Annotated in this window: 26 protein-coding genes; 17 read left to right on the forward strand and 9 right to left on the reverse strand. The window is 76.5% G+C overall.

Annotation, left to right across the window (positions count from 1 at the left end):
• Nucleotide 1 precedes the first annotated feature (1 nt).
• Nucleotides 2-1,150 carry a trans-sulfuration enzyme family protein gene (locus tag AFE02nite_RS01025; protein ID WP_034246684.1) on the reverse strand — a complete coding sequence of 383 codons (1,149 nt, stop codon included), beginning with the start codon at nt 1,148-1,150 and terminating at the stop codon, nt 2-4.
• Nucleotides 1,151-1,287: 137 nt separating this feature from the next.
• Here AFE02nite_RS01025 and AFE02nite_RS01030 point away from each other — a divergent pair, with 137 nt between their 5' ends.
• From AFE02nite_RS01030 to AFE02nite_RS01040, 3 genes are all read left to right on the forward strand, one after another.
• Nucleotides 1,288-2,019 (forward strand): alpha/beta fold hydrolase, encoded by a 732-nt coding sequence (locus tag AFE02nite_RS01030; protein ID WP_052113727.1) that lies wholly within the window; start codon nt 1,288-1,290, stop codon nt 2,017-2,019.
• Nucleotides 2,016-3,566, forward strand: coding sequence for a Mur ligase family protein (locus AFE02nite_RS01035; RefSeq protein WP_146818937.1), 1,551 nt, complete (start codon nt 2,016-2,018; stop codon nt 3,564-3,566). Before AFE02nite_RS01030 ends, AFE02nite_RS01035 begins: the two co-directional genes overlap by 4 nt.
• Nucleotides 3,567-3,640: 74 nt before the next feature.
• Nucleotides 3,641-4,789 (forward strand): D-alanine--D-alanine ligase family protein, encoded by a 1,149-nt coding sequence (locus AFE02nite_RS01040; RefSeq protein WP_034249072.1) that lies wholly within the window; start codon nt 3,641-3,643, stop codon nt 4,787-4,789.
• Nucleotides 4,790-4,841: 52 nt separating this feature from the next.
• On the opposite strand, the gene AFE02nite_RS01045 is transcribed toward AFE02nite_RS01040, so the two are convergent.
• On the reverse strand, nt 4,842-5,801 hold the full coding sequence (locus AFE02nite_RS01045) for a D-alanine--D-alanine ligase family protein (protein WP_034249073.1): 960 nt from the start codon (nt 5,799-5,801) through the stop codon (nt 4,842-4,844).
• A gap of 28 nt (nt 5,802-5,829) precedes the next feature.
• Nucleotides 5,830-6,327, reverse strand: coding sequence for a DUF3515 domain-containing protein (locus AFE02nite_RS01050; protein ID WP_261765343.1), 498 nt, complete (start codon nt 6,325-6,327; stop codon nt 5,830-5,832).
• 35 nt (nt 6,328-6,362) lie between these two features.
• On the opposite strand from AFE02nite_RS01050, the gene AFE02nite_RS01055 reads away from it, so the two are divergent.
• Nucleotides 6,363-7,397, forward strand: a complete 1,035-nt coding sequence (locus AFE02nite_RS01055) for a thiamine-phosphate kinase (RefSeq protein WP_407643054.1) — start codon at nt 6,363-6,365, stop codon at nt 7,395-7,397.
• A 52-nt stretch (nt 7,398-7,449) separates the two neighbouring features.
• Here the strand turns inward: AFE02nite_RS01055 and AFE02nite_RS01060 are convergent, their stop codons facing one another.
• Together AFE02nite_RS01060 and rpmB are read right to left on the reverse strand one after the other, a co-directional pair.
• Nucleotides 7,450-7,971, reverse strand: coding sequence for a GNAT family N-acetyltransferase (locus AFE02nite_RS01060; RefSeq protein ID WP_034248197.1), 522 nt, complete (start codon nt 7,969-7,971; stop codon nt 7,450-7,452).
• 115 nt (nt 7,972-8,086) lie between these two features.
• Complete coding sequence (rpmB, locus tag AFE02nite_RS01065) at nt 8,087-8,278, reverse strand: 50S ribosomal protein L28 (RefSeq protein ID WP_146818938.1); 192 nt, start codon at nt 8,276-8,278, stop codon at nt 8,087-8,089.
• Nucleotides 8,279-8,563: 285 nt separating this feature from the next.
• Between rpmB and AFE02nite_RS01070 the strand changes: the two genes are divergently transcribed.
• From AFE02nite_RS01070 to AFE02nite_RS01125, 12 genes are all read left to right on the forward strand, one after another.
• The gene (locus AFE02nite_RS01070; RefSeq protein ID WP_052113966.1) at nt 8,564-10,126 is read left to right on the forward strand and encodes a DAK2 domain-containing protein; all 1,563 of its coding nucleotides are present in this window, start codon (nt 8,564-8,566) and stop codon (nt 10,124-10,126) included.
• Nucleotides 10,123-12,366 (forward strand): ATP-dependent DNA helicase RecG, encoded by a 2,244-nt coding sequence (locus AFE02nite_RS01075; RefSeq protein WP_034248199.1) that lies wholly within the window; start codon nt 10,123-10,125, stop codon nt 12,364-12,366. The genes AFE02nite_RS01070 and AFE02nite_RS01075 overlap by 4 nt, the downstream gene beginning before the upstream one ends.
• Before the next feature lie 41 nt (nt 12,367-12,407).
• Nucleotides 12,408-13,100 (forward strand): ABC transporter ATP-binding protein, encoded by a 693-nt coding sequence (locus AFE02nite_RS01080; RefSeq protein ID WP_034248208.1) that lies wholly within the window; start codon nt 12,408-12,410, stop codon nt 13,098-13,100.
• On the forward strand, nt 13,097-14,695 hold the full coding sequence (locus tag AFE02nite_RS01085; protein WP_146818939.1) for a DUF6297 family protein: 1,599 nt from the start codon (nt 13,097-13,099) through the stop codon (nt 14,693-14,695). Before AFE02nite_RS01080 ends, AFE02nite_RS01085 begins: the two co-directional genes overlap by 4 nt.
• Nucleotides 14,692-15,279 carry a 16S rRNA (guanine(966)-N(2))-methyltransferase RsmD gene (gene rsmD / locus AFE02nite_RS01090; RefSeq protein ID WP_034247291.1) on the forward strand — a complete coding sequence of 196 codons (588 nt, stop codon included), beginning with the start codon at nt 14,692-14,694 and terminating at the stop codon, nt 15,277-15,279. Before AFE02nite_RS01085 ends, rsmD begins: the two co-directional genes overlap by 4 nt.
• Nucleotides 15,276-15,770 carry a pantetheine-phosphate adenylyltransferase gene (coaD, locus tag AFE02nite_RS01095; RefSeq protein WP_034247292.1) on the forward strand — a complete coding sequence of 165 codons (495 nt, stop codon included), beginning with the start codon at nt 15,276-15,278 and terminating at the stop codon, nt 15,768-15,770. The genes rsmD and coaD overlap by 4 nt, the downstream gene beginning before the upstream one ends.
• Nucleotides 15,767-16,255: a hypothetical protein gene (locus AFE02nite_RS01100; protein WP_034247294.1), complete on the forward strand. Its 489-nt coding sequence runs from the start codon at nt 15,767-15,769 to the stop codon at nt 16,253-16,255. The genes coaD and AFE02nite_RS01100 overlap by 4 nt, the downstream gene beginning before the upstream one ends.
• A 115-nt stretch (nt 16,256-16,370) precedes the next feature.
• Nucleotides 16,371-16,973 (forward strand): YceD family protein, encoded by a 603-nt coding sequence (locus tag AFE02nite_RS01105; RefSeq protein ID WP_146819236.1) that lies wholly within the window; start codon nt 16,371-16,373, stop codon nt 16,971-16,973.
• Between the two features lie 2 nt (nt 16,974-16,975).
• Nucleotides 16,976-17,173 carry a 50S ribosomal protein L32 gene (rpmF, locus tag AFE02nite_RS01110; protein ID WP_034247296.1) on the forward strand — a complete coding sequence of 66 codons (198 nt, stop codon included), beginning with the start codon at nt 16,976-16,978 and terminating at the stop codon, nt 17,171-17,173.
• A gap of 16 nt (nt 17,174-17,189) precedes the next feature.
• Nucleotides 17,190-17,918, forward strand: a complete 729-nt coding sequence (rnc, locus tag AFE02nite_RS01115) for a ribonuclease III (protein ID WP_034247298.1) — start codon at nt 17,190-17,192, stop codon at nt 17,916-17,918.
• Nucleotides 17,911-18,846: a bifunctional DNA-formamidopyrimidine glycosylase/DNA-(apurinic or apyrimidinic site) lyase gene (mutM, locus tag AFE02nite_RS01120; protein ID WP_034247300.1), complete on the forward strand. Its 936-nt coding sequence runs from the start codon at nt 17,911-17,913 to the stop codon at nt 18,844-18,846. Before rnc ends, mutM begins: the two co-directional genes overlap by 8 nt.
• Nucleotides 18,847-18,895: 49 nt before the next feature.
• Nucleotides 18,896-19,522 carry a response regulator gene (locus tag AFE02nite_RS01125; protein ID WP_034247310.1) on the forward strand — a complete coding sequence of 209 codons (627 nt, stop codon included), beginning with the start codon at nt 18,896-18,898 and terminating at the stop codon, nt 19,520-19,522.
• A 155-nt stretch (nt 19,523-19,677) separates the two neighbouring features.
• Here the strand turns inward: AFE02nite_RS01125 and AFE02nite_RS01130 are convergent, their stop codons facing one another.
• On the reverse strand, nt 19,678-20,916 hold the full coding sequence (locus AFE02nite_RS01130) for an alpha-amylase family glycosyl hydrolase (RefSeq protein ID WP_034247302.1): 1,239 nt from the start codon (nt 20,914-20,916) through the stop codon (nt 19,678-19,680).
• A 69-nt stretch (nt 20,917-20,985) separates the two neighbouring features.
• Between AFE02nite_RS01130 and AFE02nite_RS01135 the strand changes: the two genes are divergently transcribed.
• Complete coding sequence (locus AFE02nite_RS01135) at nt 20,986-21,597, forward strand: TetR/AcrR family transcriptional regulator (protein ID WP_052113811.1); 612 nt, start codon at nt 20,986-20,988, stop codon at nt 21,595-21,597.
• A gap of 24 nt (nt 21,598-21,621) precedes the next feature.
• On the opposite strand, the gene AFE02nite_RS01140 is transcribed toward AFE02nite_RS01135, so the two are convergent.
• The 3 genes from AFE02nite_RS01140 to cydD are packed head-to-tail and all read right to left on the reverse strand — an operon-like array spanning nt 21,622 to nt 26,785.
• Nucleotides 21,622-23,358: a GAF domain-containing sensor histidine kinase gene (locus tag AFE02nite_RS01140; RefSeq protein ID WP_052113813.1), complete on the reverse strand. Its 1,737-nt coding sequence runs from the start codon at nt 23,356-23,358 to the stop codon at nt 21,622-21,624.
• A complete protein-coding gene (cydC, locus tag AFE02nite_RS01145; RefSeq protein ID WP_146818940.1) occupies nt 23,355-25,103 on the reverse strand; it encodes a thiol reductant ABC exporter subunit CydC in 1,749 nt (582 codons plus the stop codon). The genes AFE02nite_RS01140 and cydC overlap by 4 nt, the downstream gene beginning before the upstream one ends.
• Nucleotides 25,100-26,785, reverse strand: a complete 1,686-nt coding sequence (cydD, locus tag AFE02nite_RS01150) for a thiol reductant ABC exporter subunit CydD (RefSeq protein WP_146818941.1) — start codon at nt 26,783-26,785, stop codon at nt 25,100-25,102. Before cydD ends, cydC begins: the two co-directional genes overlap by 4 nt.

Genomic DNA, 26,785 nt, shown 5'->3' on the forward strand with positions numbered 1-26,785 from the left:
GTCAGTCCCTCCCGCCGCGAGCGGCGCGCAGCGCCTGGTCCAGGTCGCGCCAGAGGTCCTCGACGTCCTCGATGCCCACGGACAGCCGCAGGAGGTCCTCGGGCACCGTGGGGGACTCGGTGGCGAACCGCCGGCGCCGCTCGAGCATGCTCTCCACCCCGCCGAGGGAGGTCGCCGGCACCCACAGGCGCACGGCGGCCACGACGTCGTCCGCGGCCTGCGCGCCGCCGGCCGGGCGCACACCGAGGATGGTCCCGAACCCGTCGAGCTGGCGGGCGGCGAGCGCGTGGCCGGGGTCGCCCGGCAGGCCCGGGTAGCGGACCTCGACGACGTCGGGGTGCGCCGCGAGCCGCTCGGCGAGGACCTGGGCGTTCGCCTGGGCCCGCGCCACGCGCAGCGCGAGCGTGCGCAGGCCACGCAGGGCGAGCCACACCTCCCAGGGCCCGGCGATCGCCCCGTGCGTGCGGCGGTAGGCGTCCAGCCGGGACCGCAGGTCCGGGTCGCCCGTGACCACGGCCCCGAGCACGACGTCGGAGTGGCCGGCGAGCGCCTTCGTCACCGAGTGCACGACGACGTCCGCGCCGAAGGTCAGCGGCCGCTGCCCGAGGGGGGTGGCGAAGGTGTTGTCGACGGCGACCAGGGCGCCGGCGTCGTGGGCGGCGGCGACGATCGCGGGCAGGTCGGCCACCTCGAGCATGGGGTTCGTGGGCGACTCCGCCCAGACCAGCGCCGTGCCGGGCAGGACGGCCGCGACCGCGTCGAGGTCGTGCAGGTCCGCGGTCACCACCTCGAGGCCGCGCGTCGCGGCGAGCTCGTGGGCCAGCACCAGGGTCACCTGGTAGGCGTGCCGCGGCACCACCACGCGTCCGCCGGGTGGCACCAGGGAGAACGCGGCGGCGACGGCCGCCATCCCCGACGAGTAGACGAGCGCCGGCAGGGGGCTCGCCTCGAGCGCCGCGAGCGCCTCCTCGAACGGGTGCCAGGTGGGCGCGTCGTAGCGCGTGTACATCGCCTCGCCCGGGACGGGCGGCCCCTGCGAGACGTAGGTGGACGACAGGACGACGCCCGCGTTGACCGGCGCCCCCGGTTCCCGGTCCGGCCGTCCCGCGGTGACGGCGAGCGTGGCGGGCGACAGGTCGGGCGTGTCCATGCCGGAAGCGTAGTCAGCGACGGGGGACGGCCCGGACGGCAGGCGGCGTCCGGGCGCCCGGCGGACGCGCCCGGCGCCGCCGGGTGGTGTGCCCGCCGACAGGGAGCCGCGCGGGCGCCGGTGCTAACCTCGTCCGCGTGCTGACGGTCCTCGCGGGTGACGTTCTCGCGGACCGCACCGGGGCCGAGCCGGCCCGCGTGCTGGCCCTGCACGGCTGGGGCCGCACGGGCGACGACTTCGCCGCGATCGTCGCGGGAACCGACGCGCTCGCCGTGCACCTGCCCGGCTTCGGCCGCACCGAGCCGCCGCCCGACGTCTGGGGCAGCCCCCAGTACGCCGAGCACCTGGCCACGGCGCTCGCGGGGACCGGACCCTACGTCGTCGTCGGGCACTCGTTCGGCGGGCGGGTGGCCGTGCGCCTCGCCGCCGCGCACCCCGAGCTCGTCAGCGCGCTCGTGCTGACCGGCGTGCCCCTCGTGCGCGCGACCGCCGCGCCCCGGCCGCGCCTCGCGCTGCGGCTGGCCAAGCGCCTGCACGCGGCGCACCTGCTCCCCACGGGCGTCGTCGACCGGCTGCGGCGCAGCGGCGGCTCGGCCGACTACAACGCGGCCCAGGGCGTGATGCGCGGTGTCCTCGTGCGCGTCGTGGGCGAGGACTACACGGTGGACCTCGCCCGGATCGCCGGGCGCCTGCCGGTGCACCTCGTCTGGGGCGAGGCCGACGACGCCGCGCCGCTGGCGGGTGCCCGGATGGCCGGTCAGGCCCTCGGCGTCGACGTCGAGGTGGTCCCGGGCGCCGGTCACCTGCTCGAGGGCGACCTCGCGGACGCCGTCCGCGGACGCCTGCTCGCCGTCCTGGAGGGTGCGTGATCATCGACCTCGTCGTCGCGGTCGTCGTGACGGGTGCCCTCGTCGTGGCGGGCCTCACGTGGTTCCGCGTGGCCCAGCGCGAGCACTACGTCCCCGGGCGGGTCCGGGTCATCGCCGCGCTGTGGCGCTCGCGGTCTGGGCTGGACGCGACGCTCGACGCGGTGTCCGTGGTGCTCGCGTTCGGCGCCGCGCTCGCGGTGCTCGCCTCGGGCGGCGTGCGGACCACCCTCACGCTCCTGGCCGTCCCCGCAGCCCTCCTGGGCGCCGCGGTGCCGCTCGGCCTCTCGGTGCGCGGCCGCACGTCGCGGCTGGCGTGGACGGGTCGCCTCAAGCGGCTCGTCGCCGCCTGGGCCGTGGCCGCGGTCGTCCTCGGCGCGGGCCTGTGGTGGGCGCTCGGGGTGGGCGCGACGGCGGTCCTCGCCGTGACCGTGCCGCTCACGGCCGACCTGGCGCTCGCCGTCATGGACCGGGTCGAGCGCCGGCTCTCGGCGCCGTTCGTCGCCAAGGCCCAGCAGCGCCTGGCGCGCGTGCGCCCGACGGTCGTCGCGGTCACCGGCTCCTACGGGAAGACCTCGACCAAGGGCTACATCGCGCACGTCCTCGCGGCGAGCCGCGCGGTCGTCGCGTCCCCCGCGAGCTTCAACAACCGGCTCGGCCTGTCCCGGGCGGTGAACGACCACCTCGTCGACGGGACCGAGGTCTTCGTCGCCGAGATGGGCACCTTCGGCCCGGGCGAGATCCGCGAGCTGTGCGCCCTCTTCCCGCCGGACGTCGCCGTCATCACCACGATCGGCGAGGCGCACCTGGAGCGGATGGGCTCGCGCGAGGTGATCGCGGCCGCCAAGGGCGAGATCACCGAGCGCGCGAAGGTCGTCGTCCTGCCGATCGACGACCCGCTGCTCGCGCGGCTCGCCGAGCGCTGCCGGGCCGACGGCAAGCGCGTCGTGACGGTCTCCACGCAGGGCGCGGCGGCCGACGTCGTCGTCGACGAGGCGGCCGGGCAGGTCCGCGCAGGAGAGACGACCCTGCCCCTGCCCGACGGCGTCCCGCACGCCGTGAACCTCGGCGTCACCCTGGGCGTGGCCCTGGCGCTCGACGTCGACCCGGCGGGCCTCGCGCCGCGGCTGACGGGCTCGATGCCGCGTGCCGCGCACCGCGCCGAGGTGCACGCGGGCGCCGGGCTCGCCGTCATCGACGACACGTACAACGCGAACCCGGTCGGCGCCCGGGCGGCGCTCGACGAGGCGGCCGCCCTCGCCGCGGAGCGGGGCGGTCCGCTCGTCGTGGTCACGCCCGGCATCGTCGAGCTCGGGCCGGTCCAGGCGGAGCGCAACGCCGCCTTCGCGAAGGCCGCCGCGGAGGCGGGGGCGCGACTGGTCGTCGTCGGCCGCACGAACCGTGCCGCCCTGGTCGCCGGCGCGCGTGAGGGCGGGACCGAGCCGGACGTCGTCGGGACCCGCGAGCAGGCCGTGCCCGTCGCCACGGCGGCGGCCGGTGAGCAGGGCGTCGTACTCTACGAGAACGACCTGCCGGACCACTACCCCTGATCGGGCCTGCCGCCCGCGGTCGTTCCCCCCGGATCGGGTCTGCCCGATCGACCCGAGACACAGATGAGGTGAGCATGTCGCCCTGGGCCGTGGTGTTCGGCGGGCCGTCGCCGGAGCACGAGATCTCGATCCTCACGGGACTGCAGGCCGAGCGCGTGCTGACCCGGGCCGGCGAGGACGTGCTCAGCCTGTACTGGGGGCCGACGGGTGCCTGGCACCTCGTCCCCACCGGCACCGAGGCCAAGGACTACCTCGAGGGCGCGCCGTCGGGCGCCAAGCCCGTCGACGTGCGTCTGGGCGCCGACGGCGGGTTCTTCGTCAAGGGGCGCCTGCGGGCCGAGCGGCTGGACGTCGCCGCGGCACTGTCGTGCCTGCACGGCGGACTGGGCGAAGGAGGCGGCTACGCGGGCCTGATGGCCCTGCTCGGTGTGCCGACCACCGGTGGCAGCCTCTACGCCTCCGCGCTCGGCATGGACAAGCTCGCGTTCTCCGGCGTCGTCGCCGCGGCCGGGATCCCGGCGCTGCCGCGCGTCGCCCTCGAGCCGGAGGGCTCGCCGGACGCGACGCCCGCCTTCCCGGGCCCGTACATCGTCAAGCCGCGCTTCGGTGGCTCCAGCATCGGCATCGAGATCGTCGACGACCTGGCCGCCGCGCGCGCCGTGGCGCGGGCGAGCGTGCACCTGCGGGCCGGCGCCGTCGTCGAGCCGTACCGGCGTGACCTCGTGGACCTGAACATCGCCTTCCGGACGTACCCGTCGCTGGAGCTCTCGGAGATCGAGCGACCGCTGCGCGCGGCCGACGGCGGCGTGTACTCCTACGCCGACAAGTACCTGGCCGGCGGCGCCGGCGAGGACGCCGGCATGGCGAGCGCGCCGCGCGAGCTGCCCGCGGACATCCCCGAGGACGTGGCCGACCGGATCCGCACGTACGCGCGGCGCGTCGCCGCCGTGACGCTGACCACCGGCGCCCCGCGTCTCGACTTCCTGTACGACGAGTCGAACGGCGACGTCTACGTCAACGAGATCAACACGGTCCCCGGCGCCATGGGCCTGTACCTGTGGGCCGGACGCGTCTCCGCGGCCGACGTGCTGCGCGGGATGCTCGTCGAGGCGCGCGACGCCGGCGTCCCCGCCGCGCCGTCGGGCTTCGGCTCGGGGGCGGCCCTGCGGGCCGCGGGAGGCATCGCGGGCAAGCTCGTGGGCCTGGAGGGCCCGCGGGCCTGACGGCACCCGTGGCGGTCGCCCTTGCGGGCGACCGCCGGGCGGGCCCCGAACCTCAGGCGTCGGGCCCGCGCTCCGCGGCCGTGCGCAGGAGGTCGGCGAGCAACGTGCCGAGCGTCCGCCCGGCCTCGGCGGCAGCGAGCGGCAGCACCGACGTCTCCGTGAGACCGGGGGAGACCGCGGCCTCGAGGAACCACGGGGTGCCGGCCTCGTCGACGATGACGTCGGTGCGGGACATGTCACGCAGCCCGAGCGCCTGGTGCGCGGTGACGGCCGCGGCCGCGGTCGCCTCGAGCGCGTCGAACGGTACCGGCGCGGGGATCTCGATCGTGATGAGGTCGGCGCTGTAGCGGGCCTCGAAGCTGAACGGTGACGTGCCCGGGTTGAGGAACGCGGCCGGCGGCAGGGCCACGGGCGACCCGCCCTCCTCGATGACGACCGTCTCGAGCGTCACGCCCGGCACGTACTTCTCGATCAGCGCGAGGCTGCCGTAGGTGAAGCAGCGCACGAGGGCCGCGGGGAGCTCGGCGGCGTCCTCCACGAGGCTCATCCCGAGCGTCGACCCGCTGGTGGCGGGCTTGACGACCACGGGCAGGCCGAGGCGGTCGCCGATGGCCCCCACGAGCCGGGTGGGCGAGAGCTCACGGAACGAGCGGGCGGAGATGGCCACCCAGTCGGGCGTGGCCAGGCCGGCGGCCGTGACCAGCTTCTTGGCCACCACCTTGTCCCAGGCGAGGTGACAGGCGCCCGGCCGCGGGCCGACGTACGGGATGCCGATCAGCTGGAGCGCGGTCTGCAGCGAGCCGTCCTCGCCGCTCGCGCCGTGCACCGCGACGTACGCGGCGCTGATGCTGTCGCCCCGGAGCTTGTCGAGCAGGGACTCGTCGGCGTCGTAGAGCACGGCGTCCACGCCGGCCTCGGCCAGGGCGTAGAGCGCACGGCGACCCGAGCGGACGGAGACCTCCCGCTCGTTCGACAGACCCCCGGCGATGACGGCCACGCGTTCCAGTGTCATGACTCTCCCTTCCCGGCGATCCTAGGGCTCACAGGCACGAGCGGGTCTGTTCGACGCGGGCCACGGCCGGGCCGATGTCGATGAGGAACGACGTCGATCGGGTCGCCGCGACGGCAGCCGGCACCAGCACCTCGACGGCGGGGTCGCGCCCGTACGTCGTGAACGTCCAGTCCCCGCTGCCGTCCGGCCCGACCTCGCCCTCGACCGCGAGCCAGTCCACGGCGACGACGCCGTCGTCCGCGGTGACGCACGGGTCGGTGGTCGGGGGAGGCGGCTCGACCCCGCAGCGCAACACGACGGGTGCGTTCCGGTCGCCCCACGCCACCGTCGCCTGGCTGCTCGTGGTCAGCCGGGACATGCCCGCCAGCTCGCGGGGCAGGGCGAGGACGACCTCGGCGCACAGGGGGTCGGCGGCGTGCGGTGCGGCGCTCACGCCGACCGGGGAGGAGCAGCCGGCGAGCAAGGAGCCGGCGAGGGCAGTGCCCGCGAGCAGCGTCCCGGCGACCTGGTGAGCTCGGGCGACCACGGCACCACCGTAGCCCGCTCGGTAACCTGGCCGACGTGCCCGCCCCCACGATCGCCGACCTCGGCGAGGATGCGCTGCTGACGCGTCTCTTCCCGCTCTTGCCCGCCGGTTCCGGGACGTTGCTCGGACCTGGCGACGACGCCGCCGTCGTCCGGGCGCCCGACGCCCGCGTGGTCGTGACGACCGACGTGCTCGTCGAGGACCGTCACTTCCGCCTCGACTGGTCGAGCGGCGAGGACGTCGGTTGGCGTGCGGCGGTGCAGAACCTCGCGGACGTCGCCGCGATGGGCGCCGTGCCGACGTCGCTGGTCGTGGCGCTGGTGGTGCCGGCGACGACGCCCGTCGCCTGGGTCGAGGGCCTCGGGAGAGGTCTCGCGGGCGGATGCCCGGAGGGCGTGGGCGTCGTGGGCGGGGACCTGTCGGGTGGGGAGCACGTCGCCGTCGCGGTCACCGCGCTCGGCGACCTGGCGGGGCGTGCGCCGGTGCGACGCTCGGGCGCCCGGCCCGGCGACGTCGTCGCGCACGCGGGCGTCCGCGGCCACTCGGCCGCCGGCTACGCGTGGCTGGCCGCCGGCCGGCCCGTCCCTGACGCAGAGACGGCCGACGGGGAGGGGGCGGACGCCGAGGGCCGTGCGCTGGCCCGGGCCGTGCGTCTCGCGGTCCGGGGCTACCGGCGGCCGGTCAGCCCGCTCGTCGGCGGCCCCGCCGCGGCCGACGCCGGGGCGACCGCGATGCTCGACGTCTCCGACGGCCTGCTGCGCGACGCGGGCCGGCTCGCGCGGGCGAGCGGCGTCGTCGTGCACCTGGACCCGCCCGCCGACGCGTTCGGCGAGGACCTCGCCGCCCTGGCGCCGGTCGCGCGCGCGCTCGGCGCGGACGCCGAGGCCTGGGTGCTCGCCGGCGGGGAGGACCACGGGCTGCTCGCGACCTTCCCCGCGGACGCGTCGCTGCCCGCGGGGTTCCGCCGCATCGGCGTCGTCGGCGCCCCGGGGGAGTGGACCGCGGGCACCGTGACCGTCGCCGGGCGGGTGCCGAGCGGGCCCGTCGGCTGGGACCACTTCCGGGGCTGAGCGGGCTGCTGTCGCGGTCGGCCCCGCCGTCGCGGGCAGCCCGCGGGCGCGGTCAGCCGCGGCGGTAGCGGATCTCCTTCAGGTACTCGCCGCCGAACTCCTCCATCTTCTCGACGCCGTCCGGCGCGAAGCCGCTGCGGCGGTAGAAGTGCCGGGCACGGTCGTTCGTGTCGAGGGCCCACAGGGTCACCGTGGCGCCGTCGGGGACCGCCCCGAGCGTGGTGCGCATGAGCTCGCGCGCGGCGCCGCGGCCCCACGCGTGGGGGTCCAGGTAGATGGAGTAGATCTCCATGGTCGTGCGGTCGGCGTCCTCGTCGCGGCTCGGGCCGAGGTGGACGAAGCCCACCGTCCCGTCCTCGTCGTCGGCGACCCAGACGGAGTGCCCGCGGTCGAGCGTCGCGAGCGTCGAGGCCCAGTGCTCGGCGCGGGACGGCTCGTCGAGCCCGGCCAGGAACTCCTCGGGGACGACGCCCCGGTAGGCCTCGCGCCAGGAGGCGAACTCCACGGCGGCGATGCGCTCGGCGTCGGCGGGCGTGGCGGGGCGGATGGTGACCTCGGTGACGTCCTCGACCATGCCGACACCCTGCCATCCGGGGCGGCGGTCGGCCAACCCCGCCGGACAGGATCCGGGGACGACGATGCCCGCGGCACGTGCCGCGGGCATCGGTGGAGCTGGGGGCCGTGAGGTCTCAGGCGATGCGCTGGACCTTGCCGGCCTTGAGGCAGGAGGTGCACACGTACACCCGCTTGGGGGAACCGGCCACGACGGCGCGGACCCGCTGGATGTTCGGGTTCCAGCGACGCTTGGTGCGGCGGTGGGAGTGCGAGATGGAGTGCCCGAAGCCCGGGCCCTTGCCGCAGACGTCGCAGTTCGCAGCCACGTGAGTCTCCTTGTTGCGTGCACGCCGCGGTGGGCGTCGGAATCTGGGGTGGTCCGGCGGAGGGAGGCACCGGGCGCGGGCAGCGCCGATCGCCAGCAGGGCCGGACAACCTCGATAGGGTAGCCGATCGAAGGCGGTGCCCCCAAACGGCGGTGCCCCACACGGCGGCGGTGCCCGCGGACGACGGGTGTCCCGGGCGGCGCTCGCCGCCCGGGAGCATCCTGGCAGCATGCCGGGGACATCCCGCGAGCAGGGCGTGCGCGCCCGGAGGACGACGGAGGACGCGTGGCCGTGACGGCGGTGCTCGATGCCGAGGTGCTGCGCACCTGGGCGGACGCGGCCGTTCGCGCCCTCGGCACCCACCGCGGCGAGCTCGACGCGCTGAACGTCTTCCCCGTCGCGGACTCCGACACCGGCACGAACCTCTACCTGACCCTGCGCGAGGGCCGTCTGGCCCTCGGCGCCGGTGGGCCGGACGCGGCCCGGCTGTTCGCCCGGGGGGCCCTCGTCGGTGCGCGGGGCAACTCGGGCGTCATCGTGAGCCAGTACCTCGGGGCGCTGGTGCGCGCGATGCCCGCCACGGCGGTCACGGGCGACGCCCTCGCGTCCGGCCTGCAGCTGGCCGCCGACGCCGCCTACCGGGCGGTGGCACGCCCGGTCGAGGGGACGGTGCTCTCGGTGGCGCGCGCGGTCGCCGACGGTGCTCGGGCGGTCGGCGGCGGGCCGCTCGAGGTGCTCGAGGGTGGTCTGGCAGCGGGCTACGACGCCCTGGGCAGGACGCCCGCACAGCTGGCCGCGCTCCGGGCCGCCGGTGTGCTCGACGCCGGCGGGTGGGGCCTGCTCCTGGTCCTCGGCGCGCTGGCGGAGGCGCTCGGCGGCACCGCGCCCACCTGGGCGCCCGGCGACGTCGCCGGGCCCGCTCACGCAGGCGGTGGTGCCGTCGACGACGCCCACCACGACCACGGGCACGCGGAGGACGGCTCCTGCGACACGGGGCGCGGGGGCGCGTTCGAGGTGATGTTCGTCGTCGGCGGGCCGGGCGAGCCCGAGGGGGACGACGACGTCGACGGCCGGCTGCGGACCGCGCTGGCCGCGGTCGGGGACTCGGTGGCGGTGGTCGGCGGGGACGGGCTGTGGCAGGCGCACGCCCACACCGACAGCCCCCTGGCCGCGGTCGACGCCGCCGCCGTGGCGGGCCTCCAGGCCACCCAGGTGCGCGTGCGTCACATCGCGCGCCAGGCGGGGGTGCACGGCGCGCACACCCCGGCGCTCGGCGTCGTCGCCGTGACGGGGGCCGCCGGCCTGACCGCCGACCTCGCGCGCGCGGGCGCCGTCGTCGTGCTCGTGCTGCCGGGTCAGGCCGCGGGAGCCGAGCTGGTCCGGGCGATCGACGACACGGGAGCCGAGTCGGTCCTCGTCCTGGCGGCGGACGGGTTCGTCGCCTCCGCGCCGGAGCGCGAGGGCACGCGCGTGCGGGACGGGCTGGACGAGACGCAGGTCGTGGCCGGGGCGGCCACGTTCGCGATGCTCGCCGGACCGGGGCACGGCGCCGAGGAGATCGCCGCGCACGTGCTCGCCGCGGTCGACGGCGTGCGCACCGCCGCCGCCGATGTCGGACCCGACGGCGATGCTGGGCCCGTGCTGTCCGCTGCGCGCTCCCTCCTCGCCGAGCCGACCGCTCTGCTGACGGTCCTCGCGCCGGAGGACGCGCCGGCGGACCTCGCCGACCGCCTGCACGACGTCGTGGGTGCCGACGTCGAGCTCGTGCTGCTCAGGACGGGTCTGCCCGGCCGGCGGGTGCTGCTCGGGGCGGAGGCGGCGAACGAGCCCGCCGGCGAGCTGTCGTGACCGATCTCGGCCTGCAGCGACCGCTCGACCGGTTCGTGGGGGCCCGGACCGCCACCGCGCTCGGCAAGCTGGGGCTGCGGACGGGCGAGGACCTGCTGCGCCACTACCCGCGCCGGTACACCGAGCCCGGTCGGCTGACGGACCTCAGCGAGCTCCGCACCGGGGAGCACGTGACCGTCATGGCCAAGGTGCGCCAGGCGACCATCCGCCACATGCGCAGCCGGGGCGGCGTGATGATGGAGGCCGTCGTCACCGACGGGGTGCGCGAGCTGGCGCTGACGTTCTTCGCCAAGCACGCCGGCAGCCTCCGCCCGCACGAGAGCCGCCTCCTGCCCGGCCGCGTCGGCCTCTTCACCGGCGACGTCGGCCGCTACAAGGGCAAGGCGCAGCTGGTCCACCCGGACTACACGATCGTCGGCGTCGACGCGGACGACGAGCAGGCCGCGCTCGTCGAGGCGAGCCGACCTATCCCGATCTACCCCGCGAGCTCGGCCATCCCCAGCTGGCGCATCGCGACCGCCGTCCGCACCGTGCTGGACCCGCTGGGCCCGGGCGACCTGCCGGACCCGGTCCCGGCCGACGTGCGCGAGCGTCGTCGACTCGTCGACCTGCACACGGCCCTGCGGGGGATCCACGCGCCCTACAGCGACGACGACCACCGCCGGGCGCGGGCCCGCCTGGTGTTCGAGGAGGCGTTCGTCCTCCAGGCGGCCCTGGCCCGGCGCCGGGCGGAGACCGCCCAGGCGGACGCCGTCGCGCGACCGGGGGCGCCGGTGGAGCGCCCTGGCCTGCTCGCCGCGTTCGACGCGCGGCTGCCCTTCACGCTGACCGCCGGGCAGCGCGCCGTCGGCGAGCAGATCGCGGCCGACCTGGCGCGCCCGCGCCCGATGCAGCGGCTGCTGCAGGGCGAGGTCGGCTCCGGCAAGACCGTGGTGGCGCTGCGGGCGATGCTGCAGGTGGTCGACTCCGGCGGGCAGGCGGCGCTGCTGGCACCGACCGAGGTCCTCGCCGCGCAGCACCTGCGGACCCTGCGCGCGCTGCTGGGCCCGCTGGCCGAGGAGGGGATGCTCGGCGGCGCGGAGGACGCGACGCGCGTGGTCCTGCTCACCGGGTCGCAGACCGCCGCCCAACGCCGGGAGGCCCTGCTCGAGGCGGCGTCCGGGCGGGCGGGCATCGTCGTGGGCACGCACGCGCTGCTGGGCGAGCACGTCCAGTTCGCCGACCTCGGCCTCGTCGTCGTCGACGAGCAGCACCGCTTCGGCGTCGAGCAGCGTGACCAGCTCCGCCAACGGTCGGGGCAGACGCCCCACCTGCTCGTGATGACCGCCACGCCGATCCCGCGCACGGTGGCGATGACCGTGTTCGGGGACCTGGAGGTCTCGAGCCTGCTCGACCTGCCGGGGGGCCGCGCCGGCGTGACCACCCACGTCGTGCCGGCCGACAACGCGGCGTGGCTCGACCGGACGTGGCGGCGCGTGCGTGAGGAGGTCGACGCCGGGCACCGGGCCTACGTCGTCTGCCCGCGGATCAGCCCCGACGACCCGGCCGACGCGGAGCCGGCGGACGACGTCGACCTCGTCTCCGAGGAGGAAGCCCTCCTCTTCGGCGAGGCGGAACGCCGCCGGCCGCTGCGGGCCGTGCTCGAGGTGGCGGAGGAGCTGTCGGCCCTGCCGGCGCTCGCGGGCGTGCGCGTCGCCGTCCTGCACGGGCGGATGACGGGCCCCGAGAAGGACGAGGTGATGGCCCGGTTCGCGCGCGGGGACGTGCAGGTGCTCGTCGCGACCACGGTGATCGAGGTGGGCGTCGACGTCCCGGAGGCGACGGTCATGGTCGTGCTCGACGCGGACCGGTTCGGGCTCTCCCAGCTGCACCAGCTGCGCGGGCGGGTGGGCCGCGGCAGCGACCCGGGCCTGTGCCTGCTCGTCTCGACGGCGCCGGAGGACACGGACGCCGCGACGCGCGTGCAGACGCTCGCCCGGACCACCGACGGTTTCGAGATCGCCGGGGTGGACCTCGAGCTGCGGCGCGAGGGCGACGTGCTCGGCGCCTCGCAGTCGGGCGGGTCGAGCTCGCTGCGGCTGCTGCGCGTCGTGCGGCACGCCGACGTCATCGCGGAGGCCCGCGAGGACGCGGTCGCCGTCGTGGGCGCCGACCCGACGCTCGAGGCGCACCCGGCGCTGGCGGCCGCCATCGACCAGTGGCTCGACCCGCAGCGCGAGGAGTTCCTCGAGCGGGCGTGACGGCCCCCTGCACTGGCGCCGCACGCGCCTACGCTGACCTCGTGGCTCCCACCGACACCGTCCGCGCCCGCACGCTCGAGGTCGGGTACGGCGCAGCGCCCGTGTGCGCGCCCGTCAGCTTCGCCCTGCGCCCGGGGAAGGCCGTCGCGCTCGTCGGCCCGAACGGCTCCGGCAAGTCGACGGTGCTGCGGGCGGTGCTCGGCCTGCTCGCACCGATGTCGGGCACGGTGACGGTCCTGGGCGAACCGGTCGACGAGCGGCGGGCCACCTTCCGGCGCGCCGTCGCCAGCGTCCTCGACGACGACGCCTGGTTCCCCGCCCTGACGGTCGCCGAGCACCTGGACCTCGTCGCGCGGGGTCATGGCGTCGCCGAGGCGGACGCTGTCGTGGACGAGCTGCTCGAGGACTTCGGGCTGTGGGACGAGGCGGCGTCCCTGCCGACGGCGCTGTCCTCCGGGCAGCGCCGACGCCTGCTCCTCGCGTCGGCGTTCGCGCGGCCGCGTGCGTTGCTGGTGCTCGACGAGCCGGAGCAGCGGCTCGACAGCTCGATGAAGGAGGCCCTTGCCGAACGGCTCCTCGCGGAGAAGGCGTCCGGGGTCGCGGTGCTGATGGCCACGCACGACCCGGACCTGGTCAGCGCCGTCGCCGACCGGGCGGTGCTCGTGGGCGAGGAGGAGAGCCCGGTGCTCTCGCCCACGCAGGCGGTCGCGGCGCTGCGGAGCACCCCGGCATGACCGCGGTGCTCACGGGCCCCGAGGTGGGCCCTGCGCCGTCGGGTCGCGCGCTGCGCCGATGGGTCGTGGACACCGGCAACCGGCACGGCGGCCAGGGCGGTCTCGGCGACGTGCTCGGGGACCTGTACTACGCGGCCGTGACGGGGGCGATCGGGGTCGCCCTCGCGCTGGGTTCCGCCCAGAGCCTGCGGTCCGTGCTGGAGCCGCCGACGCCGGACGGCCTCGCGCCCGGCTCGGGCCTCGCCTCCGCCGTGCCGTGGCTCCTGCTGGCCGGGCTGGGGCTCGTGGTGTCACTGGCGGGTCGCCTCGGGCCCGTCGGGGTCGGCGGGGCCGAGGCGACGTGGCTGCTCGGGGCACCGGTGGACCGCCGGGGCCTGCTGCGGCCCACCGCGCGGCGGTTCCCGCTCCTCGCGGGCGGGGTGGCGGCGGTCGTGGTCGGCGTCCTCGACGCCGGTATCGCGGCGGACCGCGACGCGGGGCACGTGCTGCGCACCGCCGTCGCGGGGGCGCTCGCGGCGGTCCTGGTCGTGCTGCTGGCGGGCGTGGCGCAGAGCGCCCAGCTGAGCCGGCGTCGTGTCGCCCTCGTCGGGGACCTCCTCCTCGGCGTCGTGCCGCTGGTGGCGCTCGGCGTGACGCTGGCCGGCGGCCGGCTGCCGACGGTCGTCGCGGTGCCGGCGCTCGCGCTCGCGGTGCTCGCCGCCGCCGTCGTCGGCTCGGCGGTGCTGCTCGACGCGCGTCTGGGTGCCCTGGGCGCCCGGACGCTGCGGGAGAGCGGCTCCGTCGCCGCCCAGGCGGCCGGCGCGCTCGTCTCGCTCGACTCGCGGGAGCTCGGTCGCGCCCTCACGGACGCGACCAGCCCCTCCCGCCGACGGCGCTCGCGCCGGTTCCGCCTGGTGCGGGGCCCTGCCGCGGCCGTGCTGGTGGCCGACGCGCTGGTCCTGACGCGGTCCGTGCGGCACCTCGTCCAGGTGCTCGTGGCCGCCGCCGTGCCCGTCGCGGTCGCGCGGACGCCCGAGCTCGCGGGGCCCGGTGCGTTCGTGCTCACCGTCCTCGTCGTCGGGTTCGTCGCGATGAGCGCCACCGGCGAGGCCGCCCGGCGTGCGGAGATGCAGCCCGCCGTGGACCGCCTGCTGCCGCTGTCCGACCGGACGGTCCGGCGGCTGCACATGGTGGTGCCCGGGGTGGCGATGCTCGGCTGGTCCCTGGCCGCCTACGCGGCCGTCGGGTCCTGGTGGGGCGGTGGTGTGGCGCGCTGGCTGCTGCTGGGCGCGCTGGCCACGCCGGTGTGGGCGGCGGCGGCGGTGCGTGCGGCCTTCCGGCCGGCACCGAACTGGGGCGGACCGCTGGTCTCCAGCCCGATGGGGGCCCTGCCCGGCGGGGTGGCGGGGGTCGTCGCGCGCGGCCCCGACGTGGCCTTCCTCGGTCACGTGCCGGTGGTGGTCGCGCTCGTCACCGGCGCGACGCCGCCGGTGCTGCTGGCGGTCCAGGTCGCCGTCTCCGCGATCTGCGTCGCGGTGGCCGGGAGCACGGACACGCGCTCGTGGACGGAGAAGATGGCGGACGCCTCGGCGTCGCCGGCGGGAGGGCGCCCGTGACGCGGATCATCGCGGGGACCGCCGGCGGACGCACGCTCGACGTGCCTGCCTCCGGGACCCGCCCGACGAGCGACCGGGTGCGCGAGGCGCTGTTCTCCCGGCTCGCGCACGCCGACGTCCTGGACGGCGCCACGGTCTGGGACCTGTACGCCGGCTCCGGCGCGCTCGGGCTCGAGGCCGCGAGCCGCGGCGCGGCTTCGGTGGTGCTCGTGGAGGCGAACGCCCGCGCCGCGCAGGTGTGTCGGCGCAACGCCGAGCGGCTGGGGCTGGGCCAGGTGCGCGTGGCGGCGCAGAGGGTGGCGGCGTTCCTCGAGCGGGCGTCCGGTCCGGTCGACGTCGTGCTCGTCGACCCGCCCTACGACCTCGGGGAGGACGACCTGGCCGCGGCGCTGGGCGCGGTGGCGCCGCACCTGGCCGTCGGGTCGTTGCTGGTGGTCGAGCGCACCGCCCGGAGCCCGGAGCCCACGTGGCCGTCGGGCGTCGGGCGGACGGGGGAGAAGCGGTACGGCGAGACGGTGCTCTGGTACGCCGAGCCCCTCCCGACGGGAGCCCCGGGGCCGGCTGCGCCTACAGTGGCGGGGTGAGCATCGCCGTCGTGCCGGGCTCGTTCGACCCGGTGACCCTGGGCCACCTGGACGTCGTGCGCAGGGCCGCCGCGCTCTTCGACGAGGTGGTGGTCGCCGTGGCGACCAACGTCGCCAAGAGCCCGTTGATCCCCGCCGCCGAGCGCGTCGCCCTCGTCTCCGAGGCGGTCGCCGACCTCCCGCACGTGCGCGCCGCCGAGGTGCCCGGCCTCCTCGTGGAGTTCTGCCGCGAGGTGGGTGCGACGGCGGTGGTCAAGGGCCTGCGGTCCGGCGGCGACTACGACGCGGAGCTGCCGATGGCGTGGATGAACCGGCACCTCGGGGTGGAGACGGTCTTCCTGCCGGCGGACCCGGCGGTGGCCCACATCGCATCGTCCCTGGTCAAGGACGTGGCGCGGCACGGTGGCCCGATCGACGACCTGGTCCCGGCCCGGGTGGCCGAGGTGGTGCGCGACCGGCTGCGCGCCGCGCGGGAGGAGCGACGGCCATGACGCCCGACGACGTCCCGGCCACCGGCGCGGAGACGTTGGCCGGCGTCCTCGACGCGCTCGCGGAGGCGATCGAGCACGGGCGCGCGATGCCGATGTCCACCTCGGTCCTCGTCAACCGGACCGAGGTGCTCCACCTGCTGGCGCAGGCCCGCGACGCGGTGCCCGAGGAGCTCGGGGCCGCCGACGAGGTGCTCGCCGAGGCGGCGGAGATCCGAGGCCGGGCGCGCGGCGAGGCCGAGCGCATCGTGGCCGAGGGGCGCGCACGGGCGGCGGAGCTGGTGAGCGCCGACGCCGTCGTCCTCGCGGCCCGCGAGCAGGCCGCCGAGCTCGTGGCCGAGGCCGAGCGGACGGCCGAGCGCCTGCGGCGCGAGGCGGACGACTACTGCGACCGGCGTCTGGCCGACTTCGAGATCGACCTGGGGCGGGTGCTGGCGCAGGTGCAGGCCGGCCGGGCCAAGCTCGCCGGCCGCCTGGGCGAGGACTGAGCGAGACTCTCCGCCGACGGCGTGACCGCCCGCGGGACCGTCGCCGAGGTCACGTCGACCCGGTTGGGAGTCCGGGGCGTGCGTGCCGTACGATGGGCGGCTGGTCCTGCCGCTCATGGCGTGGACCGAGACCCCTCGACCTTGGACTGACGCTGTGGAGCGCCCGACTTCTTCCCCGCTCGTGCTGGACGTGCACGACCTCGACCGCCGACCGGGGACCATGCGGCGACTTCAGCGCACCGTCCCAGCGCCGGAGGACCTCGGTACCGTCGTGATCGGCGTCCCCGCCGGGAGCGACCTCGAGCTGGATCTCCGGCTCGAGGCGGTCATGGAGGGGATCCTCGTCTCCGGCACCGTCCGGGGCCGGGCCGTCGGGGAGTGCGTGCGCTGCCTGGAGGAGGTCGTCGACGACGTCGACGCCGAGCTCCAGGAGCTGTACGTGTATCCCCAGCGTGCCCAGGTCGCCGCCGCGGATGGCGACGACGAGGAGGAGCAGGCCCCGGTGCTCGTCGGCGACCACGTCGACATCGAGCCGGCAGTCCGGGACGCGGTGGTGCCTGCACTGCCGTTCCGCCCGGTCTGCGACCCCGACTGCCCGGGGCTGTGCCCCGAGTGCGGGGAGCGGCTCGCGGTGGCGGGACCGGATCACAAGCATGAGACGATCGACCCCCGGTGGTCTGACCTCGGCCGGGTCTTCGACGAAACGAAGGAGAGCTGACCGTGGCTGTTCCCAAGCGCCGGATGTCGCGCGCCAACACCCGGGCCCGCCGCTCGCAGTGGAAGACGACGGCTGCCCAGCTCGTCGCGTGCCCGCGCTGCAAGGCGCCGCGCCTCCCGCACGCTGCGTGCCCCGCCTGCGGCGCCTACAACGGCCGCCAGTACGTCGAGGCGCTCAAGACGGAGCACGAGGTCCGCTGACGCTGCGCTCGGGTCGATGACCCAGCCTGCCGAGCGGCTCACCACCGAGCTCGGGGTCCAGCTGGACCCCGAGCTCTTGGTGCTTGCCCTGACGCACCGGTCGTTCGCCCACGAGGCCGGTGGCATCCCCACGAACGAGCGCCTGGAGTTCCTCGGCGACACCGTGCTCGGGCTGGTGGTCACGGAGGCGCTGTACCGGCGCCACCCGGACCTGTCCGAGGGCGAGCTGGCGAAGATGCGGGCGGCGACGGTGTCGCAGCGCTCGCTGGCCGCGATCGCCCGGCACCTGGACCTCGGCGCGTACCTGCTGCTCGGCAAGGGCGAGCTCGCGACGGGCGGCCGCGACAAGGACTCGATCCTCTCTGACACGCTCGAGGCCCTGTTCGGGGCCGTGTACCTCACCCACGGGATCGAGACGGCCCGCGAGCTCGTCGAGCGACTCGTCGACTCGACGCTGGCGGTCGCCGCCGACCTGGGCGCAGGCCTGGACTGGAAGACGTCGCTCCAGGAGGCGGCTGCCCGGCGCGGCCTCGGCGCGCCGGAGTACGAGGTCGACAGCGAGGGTCCTGATCACGCGCGGACCTTCACCGCCCGGATCGTGCTCGACGGGACCGTGTGGGGCACGGGCACGGGCACCGCGAAGAAGATCGCGGAGCAGGAGGCCGCCGCCATGGCCTACCGCGCGCTGACGGAGGTGCCCGACGGCGCGCCGGTCCCGCAGGGCGCGCACGAGAGCGGTGCCTGAGCTCCCCGAGGTCGAGACCGTCCGTGCGGGGCTCGCCCGGCAGGTCCTCGGCCGCACCGTCGAGTCCGTCGAGCTGCGCCGGGACTCGGCCGTCCGGCGGCACGACGGCGGCCCGGCGGACTTCGAGGCCCGGCTCACCGGGCGCACCCTCACGGCCGCCGTCCGGCGCGGCAAGTACACGTGGCTCCTGCTCGACGACGACCCGGACCGCGGCGTGCTGCTGACCCACCTGGGCATGAGCGGGCAGATGTTGGTCCAGCCCCCCGAGCCTCCGCCGACGCCGCACACGCGGGCGCGGCTGGCCCTCACGGGGCCGGGTGGCGACGTGCTGCTGGACTTCGTCGACCAGCGCACGTTCGGCTCGTTGGCCGTCGTCCCGGTGGCGCCCACGCCCGACGGCGCCCCGGGCGGGCAGGGGAGCGCGCTGCCCGTGGTCCCCGTGCCGGTGGCGCACATCGCGCGCGACCTGCTGGACCCGCACCTGGACCGCGCCGCGCTCGAGGCGGCGGTGCGACGTCGCCGTACGGGCATCAAGCGCGCGCTGCTGGACCAGACGCTCGTGTCCGGCGTCGGGAACATCTACGCCGACGAGGCGCTGTGGCGCGCGCGCGTGCACTGGGCCTCACCGACCGCGACCCTGCGCCGGTCGCGCCTGGTCGCGGTGCTGGACAGCGCCGAGGAGGTCATGCGCGAGGCCCTGTCGGCCGGGGGGACGAGCTTCGACGCGCTGTACGTGAACGTGAACGGGCAGTCCGGCTACTTCGACCGGGCGCTGGCGGTGTACGGGCAGGCCGGTCGGCCGTGTCGCCGGTGCGGCGCCGTCGTCGTCCGCGAGCCGTTCATGAACCGGTCCTCCTACCGGTGCCCGCAGTGTCAACGCGCGCCACGGGCGGCACGCCTGGTCCCACCTGGCGGCCGAGTTCTCTAGGATGCGGAGCGTGGCAAACAACTCTGACCGCGCCGGGGACATCGCCGTCATGATCGTGGACGACCATGAGGTCGTCCGGCGCGGCATCGCGGAGGTCGTCGACCGGTCCGAGGGCATGTCCGTCGTGGCCGAGGCCGGCTCCGTCGCCGAGGGCATCCGGCGCGCGACGCTCGTGCGTCCGCAGGTGGTCCTGGTGGACCTCCAGCTGCCGGACGGCACGGGGATCGACCTGATGCACGCCCTGCGCGAGCAGCTTCCCGAGACCCGCTCGGTCGTGCTCACGTCCTTCGACGACGACGACGCGCTCGCCGCGGCGCTCGAGGCGGGCGCGGCCGCGTACCTGCTCAAGAGTGTGCGTGGCGCGGAGATCGCCGACGTCATCAAGTCGGTGAACGCCGGCCGCACGCTGCTCGACGAGCGCACCGTGACCCGCCGCCGGGCTGACCACGACGACCCGACCGTCGACCTGACGCCGAGCGAGCGCAAGGTGCTCGACCTCATCGGCGAGGGCATGTCGAACCGCGAGATCGCCGAGCGCCTCGGCGTCGCGGAGAAGACCGTGAAGAACCACATCACGTCGCTGCTGAGCAAGATGGGCCTGCAGCGCCGCACGCAGGTCGCGGCGTGGGTGGCGGGCCGCAAGCACTCCGCCTGGCGCAGCGAGCCGGGCGACTGAGCCCGACGACGATCGGCGCAGCCCGTCGGGCTCAGGAAGACCGGCGAGCCATGGGCACAGTGCCGGGCGACTGAGCCCGACGACGATCGGCGCAGCCCGTCGGGCTCAGGAAGACCGGCGAGCCATGGGCACAGCGCCGGGCGACTGAGCCCGGCTCAGGCGACGGACTCCCACAGGAGGGCGCCGTCGTCCGCCCGGACCGTCGCGCGCGGCGTGCCGGAGACGTCGAGCTCCACCTCGAGTGCCGCGCCGCCGTCGGCCGCCTCAGCGCGGTAGCGGTAACGGGTGTTGGTGAGCTCGAGCGTCCGCGTGGTCGCCGTCGTCAGCCACGGGCGCGCCCGGCGCAGGGCGAGGAGGTCTCGGTGCGCCTGGCGCACGCGTTCGTCGCCGGTCAGCGCCGCCGGCGCGGCCGGGTAGGGCGGGCGGACGGCATCGTCGCCGCCGGCGCGGTGCTCCTTGACGCCGGTCCAGCCCATCTCATCGCCGTAGTAGACCGACGGGACGCCACCGACGGTCATGAGCACCGCGAGGGCCACGACCGCGCCCTGGGACCCCAGGGTGGTCGCGATGCGCGTCACGTCGTGGTTGCCGACGAACGTCTGCGGCACGAAGGTCTCCAGGAAGCCGTTGTGGCGCGTCAGCGTCCAGTCGAGCTCGAAGAAGTTCCGGTCGGCGATGCTCGACCAGGTCGCCTTCCACAGCTCGTACTGGGTCACCGAGTCCATGCCGGAGCGGTCGACGACGTCGGCGTAGTCGCCGTGGATGACCTCGCCGAACACCCACGCGTGCGGGTGGCGGGCGCGCACGTCGGCCAGGATGGGCGCCCACAGCTCGGGCGCGACGGCGTACGCGGCGTCCAGCCGCCAGGCGTCCACGCCGCGGTCGAGCCAGTGGTTCATGACGCCTGCGACGTACGCGGCGACCTCGGGGTTGGCGTGGTCGAGCTCGACGAGCGAGGAGTGGCCCTCGAAGACGCGGGGGCGCGGGCCGTCGGGCGTGTGCTCGAGCCGCAGCCAGGCGGCGTCCGGCCCCGCGAAGCCGGCCTCGCGCGCCCGCACGACGATCGGGTGCTGGTCGCTGACGTGGTTTAACACGCCGTCGAGAGCGACCTGCAGGTCCCGGTCGTGCGCGGCGGCGAGCAGGGCGTCCAGGTCGGCGTCGGTGCCCAGGCGGGGGTCGACCCGGAGGTGGTCGAGGGTGTCGTAGCCGTGCGTCGCGGAGTCGAACACCGGGCCCAGCAGCAGGCCCGTGGCGCCGAGGTCGCGGGCGTGGTCGAGCCAGGGGAGGAGGCGGCGCAGGCGCGGCTCGTGCGGGCCGCCGACGCGGGTCGCGGGGGCGTCGGTGAAGCCGAGCGGGTAGACGTGCCACCAGGTGCGGTCGCTCGTACGGGGCACAGGATCTCCTAGTGAGGATCGTTCACTAACGCTAGTGAGCGTAGTTCACTAGCGCGTAGGATGCCAACCATGGCCCGTAGCGACAGGACACCCCGGCAGCGGCTCGACCCGGACGAGCGGCGTGGGGCGATCCTCGCCGCGGCCGCCGACGCCTTCGCACGCGCGCCCTACGACGAGGTGGGCATCGCCGCCGTCGCCGCCCGTGCAGGGGCCTCGGAGGCCCTGGTCTACCGGTACTTCGCGGGCAAGGCCGAGCTCTACGCCCAGGTGCTCGACCGGGCGATCGCGGACCTGCTGGCCCGCCAGGCGGCCGCCCTCGCCGAGCTCCCGGGCGGCGTCCCCGTGCGCGACCGGGTCCGCGCCACGGTGCTCGTGCACCTGGATCACGTCGCCGCGCACCGGGCCGGCTGGGCGTCACCGTTCGCCGGCACCCGCGCCGAGCCCGACGTCGCCACGCAGGTCCGCCAGCGGGCGCGGCTGGCGTACGTGGACCGCCTGCGCGAGCTCCTCGCCCCGTCCAGCACGCTGCGCCACGACTACGCGCTGTGGGGCTGGTTCGGCTTCCTCGACGCGGCCTGCCTGCACTGGGTGGACCGCGGCTGCCCGGACGACGACCGGTGGTCGCTCCTGGACGCGACGCTCGGAGCGCTGGAGGGCGCCCTGGGCGACTGGGCCGCCTGAGCGCCCGACGCCGTCCGCGGAGCCTCAGCCGCGCTGGCGGCCACCGGCCAGGGGCGCGGACCACGTCAGGAGCGTGCCGCGACCCTCGTCCGTCGTGCCGAGCGAGAACGTGCCGCCGTGGCGGCGCGCGCGTGCGGCCAGGTTGTCGGTGCCGGACTTGCGGTCCCGCTCGGGCGGCAGGCCCGCGCCGTCGTCCTCCACCTCGACGATGACGCGGCCGGCGATGTCCTCGCCCTCGACCTCCACGCGGACGGTCACGCCGGTCGCCTGCGCGTGCCGGGCCGCGTTGGCCAGGCCCTCCCGCACGACGGCGACGACGTCGTCGGACATGTCCTCGCCGACGCGGTCGTCGAGCAGGCCCGCGTCACCCTCGAGCGAGTCGGCCGAGTCGAGCACGCGCCCGTCGAGCGTGATGACCAGCGACGGCGCGAAGCCGAGTCCGGTCCGGGCGAGCGACGCCTCGCGGCGCAGGCGCTCGGCGAGCGGCGCGTCGGCGTCGGGGTCGCGCAGCGCGTGCACGATGGACCGGATCTGCCGCACCGTCGCGTCGACGTTGTCCAGGGCGTCCTCGACGATGCCGGTCAGCTCGGAGGGGTCGACGCCGCGCGCCGCCCGGCGGCGCACCGTCTCGAGCTGCATGCCCGTCGCGAAGAGCTGCTGGATCGCCAGGTCGTGCAGGTCGCGCGCGATGCGCTCGCGCTCGTCGAGCAGCGCCGCGACGTCCTGCGCGTGGCGGGCCTCGGCGAGCACGAGCGCCAGGGCGGCCTGCGCGGCGTAGGACTCGGCCGTCGCCAGATCCGAGCGCCCGAACGGCTGGGAGCCGACGAGGCGGAGCAGCACGAGCACACCGACACCGCGCCCGTCGGCCTGCATGGGGGCGTACAGGGCGGGCCCGAACCGGCGCATCGCGTCCACACGCATCGCGCGGGCGCGGTGGAGGGAGTCGACGAGGAGGCCGTTGCCGTCGCGGAGCACCGTCTGCGCGCGGCCGTCGGGCGGCATCACCGTGCCGATGAGCTCGTCCGCGCCCTCGCCGTCGACGATCTCCATCACCAGCGAGTCGCCCATGCCGGGCAGCACGAGGGCCGCGGTGTCGGCGCGTGCCACCTCGCGCGACGACGCGGCGATCTGGGCGAGCACCTCCTCCTGCTCGGCGCCCGAGAGCAGCATCGTGGTGATCTGCTGGCCCGCGCGCAGCCAGTGCTCGCGGCGCTCGGAGGCGGCGTAGAGCTGTGCGTTCTGGATCGCCACGGCCGCGGCGGCGGCCAGCGTGAGGACGATGTCGTCGTCGTCGTCGGTGAAGCCGCCGGGCTTGTCCGAGAGGTACAGGTAGCCGAACACGCGGTCGCGCACGCGCACGGCGGTCCCGAGGAACGGGCCCATCTTCGGGTGGTTCGCCGGGAAGCCCTTGAACGCCGGGTGGTGCGTGAGGTCGTCCAGTCGCAGGGTGCCGTGCGACGGGATCGCGCCGAGGACCCCGATGGCGTGGGGCGAGCGGCCGATGAGGCTCGAGAGCCGCTCGTCGATCCCCGAGTGCACGAAGGTGGTCGACCGGCCCCGCGCGTCGAGCACGTTGATGGCGGCGAACGCCGCGCCCGTGAGGTTCGCGCTCGCGGCCACGAACCGCTGCAGCACCGTCGGCAGGTCGAGGTCGGACGCGAGTCCCAGGGCGGCCTGGAGGAGGTCGGCGGCGGCGAAGGAGCCCTCGCGGCGGTCGCCGCGGCCGCCCTTGGCCTCGCGCTGTCCGGCCTGCGTGCTCATCGCCACTCCTCCGCGGGGTAGGCGCCGCTCGCGGCGAGCGTCTCGTGCCGACCTCGTGCCCGCACGGTACCCGCCTCGTCCAGCAGGATCACCTCGTCCGCCGCTTCGAGCCCGCCGAGGCGGTGCGTGACGACGACGACGCCGCGCCCGCCCGCGAGGCTTCCGTCGAGCAGGGCGGCCAGGAGCTCGTCGGCGCCGGCGTCCACGTGCTCGGTCGGCTCGTCGAGGAGCAGCACCCGCGTGGGGGACAGGAGGGCGCGGGCCAGGAGCAGGCGTCGCCGCTCGCCGCCCGACACGCGTGCCGCGTCCGCGCCCAGGACCGTGTCCAGGCCGTGCGGCAGGCCGTCCAGCCAGCCCTGCAGGCCGACCGCCGCGAGCGCGTCGGCCGCCTGCTCCGGGGTGACGTCGCCGCGCGCGACGCGCAGGTTCTCCAGCACCGAGGTGTCGAAGACGTGCGCGTCCTCGGCGAGGAACGCGACCCGTCGCGCCGCGTCCTCGCGGTCGAGCGACGCGGGGTCGCGCCCGTCGGCGCGCACCGTGCCCGCCACGGGCGGCAGCAGCCCGGCGAGCGTGACGAGGAGCGTGGTCTTCCCGACGCCGCTCGGGCCGACGACGGCGACGCTCCGCCCGGGCCCGACCTCGAGGTCCAGACCCGCGACGACCGGAGCTCGACCGGGCCAGCCGCACGAGAGGCCGCGCGCGACGAGCCGACCCTCGCCCGCCCCGCTGCTCTCCGGCCCGGCGGCGTCGGGGGCGTCGTCGCGCACGCTGTCGTCGGCGGCGGTGACGCTCGCCGGCGCGTCGAGCAGCTCGAGCACGCGGCGCGCCGCCTCGCGGGAGCGGAGCAGCGACACGGCCGCCATCGGCACCATGCCGACCGCCTCGAACGCGGCGAGCGGGGTGAGGACGACGACCGCGAGCTCGACGGGTGCGAGGCCGCCGGCCGTCGTCGCGGGGATGCCCAGGGCGAGCGCGGCCAGCACCGCGAGCCCGGTGGCGAACGGCTGGGCGGCGGCAGCCAGGGCCGCCGGCCGGGCGGCCGCGTCGGTGGCGGCGGCCAGACGCGCGTCGGCATCGCGGACGTGGCCCAGGGCGCGGGGGAGCCGGCCGGCCACGGCGAGCTCGGCGGCGCCGTCGAGCACCGTGAGGACGCCGGCGGACAGGTCCGCGCGGGCCTGCAGGGAGCGCACCTCCGCGGTTCGCGCCGCCCGGGTGGCCCACCACGGTCCGACGATGCCCGCGACGACGAGGCAGGCGGCGAGCGCGAGCCCCGCGACGGGCAGGAACGCGCCGACGAGCACGGCGCTGCCGAGGCTCACGACGGCCGCCACGGCGATCGGCAGGAACCCACGCACGACGACGTCGCCCACCGCGTCGACGTCGGCGCCCACGCGCGCGAGCAGGTCGCCGCGCCGCAGGCTCAGGAGCCGCCGTGGGTCGGCGTCGGCGAGCCTCGCGTACAGGCGCTCGCGGAGCGTCGCCATGCCGCGCAGCGCGACGTCGTGGGAGGCCAGGCGCTCGAGGTAGCGCAGGACGCCGCGCGAGACGCCCAGCGCGCGGACGGCGACGGTGGCCACCGTCAGGTACATCACCGGTGGCATCTGGGACGCGCGCGCGATGAGCCACGCGGACACCGCGGCGAGCCCGACGGCGCTGCCCAGCCCGGCGGAGCCCGTCAGGATCGCGAGCACGACGCGGCGCCGGGAGACGCCGAGGAGGCGGACGGCGCGCCAGAGGTCGCTCATCGGGTCACCACCTCGTCCTGCGGCGCGAGCGGGGCCGACGTCACGTGCACCACGTCGTCCGCGACGTCGAGCAGCGCGGGCCGGTGCGCGACGAGGAGGACCGTCCGGCCCTCGGCGCGGAGGCGGCGCACGGTGTCGACGACCTGGGCCTCCGCGGCCGCGTCCAGGTGCGCGGTCGGCTCGTCGAGCACGACGAGCGGGGTCGGGTCGAGCAGCGCCCTCGTCAGCGCGACCCGCTGCCGCTGGCCGAGGCTGAGCCCGGTGCCGCCCTGGCCGATGCGCGCGTCCCAGCCGTCCGGCAGGCCGGCGACGACGGCGTCGAGGCCGGTCAGCGCGGCCGCCGTCGCGAGCCGCTCGAGCGGCGCCTCGCCGGTGGGGTCGACGGCGGCGCGCACGGTGCCCGGCTCCTGCACCGGCCGTTGCGGCACCCAGGAGATCTGGGACCACCAGCCGGTGAGCTCCACGTCGGCGAGGTCGAGCGCGGCGCCGGTGCTCGGCTCGAGGACGACGTGCCCGTGGTCCGGTGCCAGCAGCCCCAGCAGGGTCAGCGCGGCGGTGGACTTGCCGGCGCCGTTCGGGCCGGCCAGGGCGAGCACGCGCCCTGGGCGCACGACGGCGTCGAGGCCCGCGGGCGCCAGCCGGTGGCGGTCGGGGGCGGCCACGCCGACGCCGGACAGGCGCACGGTGGTGGTGCGCAGGTCGGGTGCCTGCCGTGTCCCCGACGACGGGAGCGGCTCGGCGAGGACCGCGAACGCGCGCTCGGCGGCGGCGACGCCGTCGGCGGACGCGTGGAACTGGGCGCCCACCTGGCGCAGCGGCAGGTAGACCTCCGGGGCCAGGACCAGCACCGCCAGTCCCGTCTGCAGGTCGAGACCGCCGTGCACCAGCCGCAGGCCGACGCCCACGGCGACGAGGGCGACCGAGAGCGTGGTGAGGAGCTCGAGCACCATGCCGGAGAGGAACGCGACGCGCAGCGTTCCCATGGTGGCGCGGCGGTGCGCGTCGCCGAGCTCACGCACCCGGGTGGCGGGGCCGCGGTGGCGCCCGAGCGCCTGCAGCGTGGGGATGCCGGCGAGCAGGTCGAGCACCTGGTGGCCGAGCCGGGTCATGGTCGCGAGCCGGCGGTCGGCGTAGCCCGCGGTCACCTGTCCGATCAGCCACATGAACAGCGGCACGAGGGGGAGGGTCACGGCGATCGTGACGGCCGCGACCCAGTCGAGCCCGAGGACGACGGCGAGCGCGCCGGGCGTCACGGTCACGGCCAGGAGCAGCTGCGGCAGGTACCTGACGAAGTACGGCTCGAGGGCGTCGAGCCCGCGCGTGAGCAGCGTCGCCGCCTCGCCGCCCGAGGCGGCGAGCCACCGGGGGCCGAGGCGCGCCGCGTGCTCGAGCACCTGGCCCCGCAGCTCGGCGACGGCGCGGGTGGCCGCCCGGTGCGCGTACCGCTCCTGCGCGGCGGTGACGGCGACGCGTGCCGCGATGACGACGGCGAGCCAGCCGACCGTCCCGGCGACGTCGGGCCAGTCGGCCGTCCGGTCGACGACGGGGGCGAGCGCGGCGGCGATGAGCAGCGCCGAGGCCACGACCAGGGCGGCCGTGGCCGTCCCGAGCGCCGCGGTGAGCAGGACGTACCGCCGTGCCGCGCGGGCGCGGCGCAGCAGTCGGGGGTCGAGGGGCTTCAG

Source organism: Actinotalea fermentans, from assembly GCF_007991475.1.
In the GTDB taxonomy this organism is placed as follows: domain Bacteria; phylum Actinomycetota; class Actinomycetes; order Actinomycetales; family Cellulomonadaceae; genus Actinotalea; species Actinotalea fermentans.